The following is a 4,396-nucleotide window of genomic DNA, read 5'->3' on the forward strand; positions in this document are numbered from 1 at the left end:
CGGAGGCGGCCGGCGTCGACCCGGTGGCCGCGGCCGCGATCAGGTCGGGGTCGATGCGCAGAAACTCGGCGACGGCGGTGAGGGCCGCGTCGAGGGTGCCCAGCCCGGCGGGGGCGGGCGGTTCGGGCTCGTCGTCGGCGATCTCGGCGGACTGTACGCAGCGCAGCCAGGCCAGGTAGAGCAGGCGCAGGTCACCGGCGGCGAGGCCGGCCCGGACCGGGATGATCGAGGCGAGCAGGCCGTGGCCGTCGAGGTCCCACTCGTCGGCGCCGTCCTCGTCCCCGTCGTGGAGGTCGATGATGACGTGCTCGCCGGCAGTCCAGGCGCAGGCGCTGTCACCCTGGCAGTACTGGGCGACGGTTGCGGGGTCGAGCAGGTGGTTCGGTAGCCGCAGCATGAGCTGGCGGGTGCCCCAGTTCGCCAGGTACAGGTGCGCGTCGAAGTACCGCTCCATCAGCGTACGCGGGTCACCCTTGAAGTCGCCCCACTCGTAGGTGTTCACGAAGCTGGTCGCGGTGATGTCAGCCCGAGTCGACAGCGACCGCAGCTCGGCCCGCTCCCGGGCAGTGAGGGCTCGGTCGACGGCGGTAAACTCGTAGTACTGGTACTCACTCACTGCCGGCCTACCTTCCGGCCCAGTGGCGGTAGGCATCGATCCACCCGGCGCCGTCCGGTGGCGGGGTGGGTAGCGGTAGGTCGAGCAGATCGATCCTCTGCCGGTGGCGGCCACGGGCGCAGAGCGCGACGATGCTGTCCGCGGTCAGGTCGAACTTCCGCACGGTGACCTCGACGCCGAGGACGGTGGTGGTGAACGGCACCGCCAGATGCTCCTCGAGCATGCTGAACAAGCCGGCGAGCTGCTCGTCGTCGCCGTACGCGTCGACAGTGGCTTCCCCGATCATCGCCTCCAGCGCGGCGTTCCCCTTCGATGCCATCGGCGGATGCTACCGGACCGGTGTAGGGGTGATCGGCGCCTGATGCGCGAGGATAGTCGGCATGGGTTCGGTGGCCGAGTTCGTCGATCTTCGGCGGGAGGTGGAGCGGTTACGGGCGGAGAACGCCCGGCTGGCGCGTCTGCTGGAGTTGCGCGGTCAGGACACGTCTGCGGCGCCGGAGCAGTTGTCCGCGCCGGTTGAGCCGCCAGGGCTGGTCACCATGACTTCGCCGACCCGGGACAATCTGGCGTTGTTCGCCGACCAAGGCACCCTCGCGGCAGCGATGCACGCCGACGTCGGACCCCGGCGAGCGCTGCACATCCACGAGACCACCTTCCAGCCCGGCGACGTCGACCTTGACGCCCCCGGCGCGCTCGCCGAGGTGCACCGGCGACTAGCCCTCGACGAGCTCCGAAACACCCAGATCACCGACGATGTCGCCGCAGCCCTGACCCGCGGCCGCAACTGTCTCGTCCTGACCCGACGGGTCGCCCAGGTCGGGGCACTCACCGCTCTGCTCGCCGCACGCGGACACCAGGCGCTCGTGCTCCAAGGCGCGATGAGCACCCGCGAACGGCGGACCATCGTCGACCGGCTCGACGGCGCCAAGACCGGCGACGGCCTACTCGTCATCGGCACCACACCGTTCATCGGTGAAGGCTTCGACGCCCCCGCCCTCGACACCCTCTTCCTCGCCGGCCCGATCTCCTACGACGGCCTACTCGTCCAATGCGCCGGCCGCGTCATCCGCGCCGCACCCGGCAAGGACCTCGCCGAGGTCCACGACTACCACGACCCAGCCACCCCCATCCTCGCCGCCTCACTCCCCCGCCGCATGCCCGGATACCGGGCACTCGGCTTCACCCGCACATGAGTGCATCCGATCGCGATCCCCATGGCTGGTCCCGCCGGCTCTGGGGTGTGACCAGACGAGCGACCAACCTCAGCCGGCGCAGGACGTCACCCCAGCCGCCGGCGGACTACCGGCCCTACGGCGACCGGCGGCCCTAGGTGGTGGCCAAACCCTTGCCAAACTGCACGGCCCGACCGGAGGCGTAGACCCTTGCAAGAACGCCCCAGAGGCCGCGCAAATCGAACACCGAGCCGCCGCATTTCGAACGCATCCTTACCGCAAATCGAATGCGAAGGCCCTCGCAGATCGAAATCTTACTGGCTATCATGATGTCGTGCCGACACCGCACCTGATTCCACGTCGGGCCGCCGCGCAGGTCGACGCCGCGCTGGCCGACACCCGCGTCGTCCTGATCAGCGGAGCACGCCAGACAGGCAAGAGCACGCTGGTCCGCATCGTCGCCGGCGATCGTCTCGCCGAGCGCCGCGATCTTGATCGGGCTCAGGACCGGGCGGCGGCGATCGCCGATCCAGTCGGGTTCGTGGACTCCTCCGAGCTCTTGGTCATCGACGAGATCCAGCGCGCTCCGGAGCTCCTGTTGGCCATCAAGGCCGCCGTCGACGAGGATCCCCGTCCTGGCCGGTACCTGCTCACCGGATCGTCTCGGCTGTTCGGAATGGTGGCTGCGCCGGACGCGCTGCCTGGCCGGATGGAAACGGTTGAGCTCTGGCCATTATCCCAAGGCGAACTCGACGGAGCACTGGACGGATTCATCGACGCCGTCTTCACGCTCGGCCCGGACCTGCGACACGAGTCGGACGTGACCCGCGCCGACTACGCAGCCAGGATCGTACGCGGCGGCCTACCCGAGGCCACCACCCGCACCGACCCACGCCGCCGCCAACGATTCCTCGACGCCTACGTCCAGGCGCTCATCGACCGCGACGTCCGGCAACTGTCCGACATCCAGCACAAGGGCGAGCTACGCAAACTGGTACGCCTGCTTGCGGCCAGGTCCGCGACCGTCATCGCCGCCAACTCCCTCGAATCCGCCCTCGGACTGAGCCGGCCGACGATCGCCCGCTACCTCCAGGCGCTGGAAGAGATCTTCCTGATCAAACGGATTCCCGGCTGGTCCCGCAACATCGGCACCCGCGCCACCGCCGCGCCAAAGCTGATCTTCGTCGACTCGGGCATCGCCGCCAGCGAGGCCGCGACCGACGCCCGGGCACTACTCCGGCCGGGAGCACCGTTCGGCCCGCTGCTCGAATCATTCGTCCTGTCCGAACTCTCCCGCCAGCTCACCTGGTCCGAGCAGCCCGTCGACCTGTCCCACTACCGCGACCAGAGCAGGTACGAAGTCGACGCGGTGCTCGAGAACCGAGCTGGTCAAGTGGTCGGGATCGAAGTCAAAGCAGCCACCACCGTCGGACCCGACGACTTCCGCGGACTACGCCGACTCGCCGACCGCCTCGGCGACGACTTCCTCGCCGGCATCGTCCTCTATACCGGATCGTCCACGCTGCCGTTCGGCGAAAGACTCCGCGCCATGCCGGTCAGCGCCCTATGGCAGGTTTCCGCCTCGACAGCAGGCTGACCTCGCTCGCAGGCCGCTCCTCAGCCGTCGTGGAAGTGGGCACGCCTCAGCCGGGCGGGGGCAGTGGTGTGGTGGCGACGAGCAGCCCAGTCGACGAGGTTCCACAGCCGGTCGACGTAGTCCGGGCGCACGTTGCGGTACTGCAGGTAGTAGGCGTGCTCCCACGCGTCGAACACCAGCAGCGGCGTCGAGCCCTGCCCGACGTTGCCGTGGTGGTCGTAGACCTGCTCCACGATCAGCCGCTGCCCCAGCGGCTCCCAGGCCAGGACACCCCACCCGGAGCCCTGCACGCCCTTGGTCGCCGCCGACAGTTGGCCGGCGAAACCGTCGAAGGAGCCGAAGTGCTCGTCGATCGCGGCGGCCAGCTCACCGTCGGGGCGGTCACCGCCGTCCGGGGACAGGTTGCTCCAGAAGATCGAGTGCAGCACGTGCCCGGACAGGTTGAACGCGAACGTCTTCTCCAACCCGACCAGCGACGCGAAGTCACCCTTGTCCCGCTCCTCGGCGAGCTGCTCCAGGGCGTCGTTGCTGCCCTCGACGTACGCGGCGTGGTGCTTGCCGTGGTGCAGCTCCAGGATCTCGCCGGACATCGCCGGCTCCAGCGCACCGAAGTCGTACGGCATGTCGGGCAGAGAGTAGACGGCCACCAGCAGCTCCTCACACCATCGTCGTCGCAGAGTTGGGCGGGCACCCCGGCGGTGGTGCAGATCATCGCGTTGCCGGAGCACCCGCCCACTGATGCCAACATTACGTAGTTGCCAAGCATTGGCAATAAGGACGGTCCAGAGTGGGGTGCGGCCCGACGCCGGGCCGGGCGCAGCGGGTCGCAAGAGACCGCCACGGCGGTCGATGGGGAAGCGGCACTGAACAGCACTTACGCACTTTGCTGGGCTTCCGCAGGCGATCACAGCGGCGCGCCCCTCCCTGTCACGCTGATGTGAGACAGCTCGTCTACCAGGGGATACTCTTCCTGGACGGTTCTGAGGAGAGATCATCAGCATGACGTCGAAG

At 68.7% G+C, this 4,396-nt stretch carries 4 protein-coding genes and 1 pseudogene; 2 read left to right on the forward strand and 3 right to left on the reverse strand.

Translation table 11 applies throughout. The annotated features are described in order from the left end of the window. Together AB0H52_RS31480 and AB0H52_RS31485 are read right to left on the reverse strand one after the other, a co-directional pair. A pseudogene (locus AB0H52_RS31480) lies at window positions 1-616 on the reverse strand (hypothetical protein); the annotation flags it as partial. 7 nt (window positions 617-623) lie between these two features. Further along, window positions 624-935 (reverse strand): hypothetical protein, encoded by a 312-nt coding sequence (locus AB0H52_RS31485; RefSeq protein WP_151493217.1) that lies wholly within the window; start codon window positions 933-935, stop codon window positions 624-626. 61 nt (window positions 936-996) lie between these two features. Here AB0H52_RS31485 and AB0H52_RS31490 point away from each other — a divergent pair, with 61 nt between their 5' ends. Further along, window positions 997-1,809 (forward strand): helicase-related protein, encoded by an 813-nt coding sequence (locus tag AB0H52_RS31490; RefSeq protein ID WP_225854874.1) that lies wholly within the window; start codon window positions 997-999, stop codon window positions 1,807-1,809. Window positions 1,810-2,122: 313 nt separating this feature from the next. Beyond that, the gene (locus AB0H52_RS31495) at window positions 2,123-3,385 is read left to right on the forward strand and encodes an ATP-binding protein (RefSeq protein ID WP_357951922.1); all 1,263 of its coding nucleotides are present in this window, start codon (window positions 2,123-2,125) and stop codon (window positions 3,383-3,385) included. Window positions 3,386-3,405: 20 nt separating this feature from the next. Here the strand turns inward: AB0H52_RS31495 and AB0H52_RS31500 are convergent, their stop codons facing one another. Beyond that, window positions 3,406-4,032, reverse strand: a complete 627-nt coding sequence (locus tag AB0H52_RS31500; RefSeq protein ID WP_151493215.1) for a superoxide dismutase — start codon at window positions 4,030-4,032, stop codon at window positions 3,406-3,408. Window positions 4,033-4,396 lie beyond the last annotated feature (364 nt).

Origin of the sequence: Micromonospora sp. NPDC050695, from assembly GCF_040654415.1 — a bacterium.
GTDB lineage: Bacteria > Actinomycetota > Actinomycetes > Mycobacteriales > Micromonosporaceae > Micromonospora.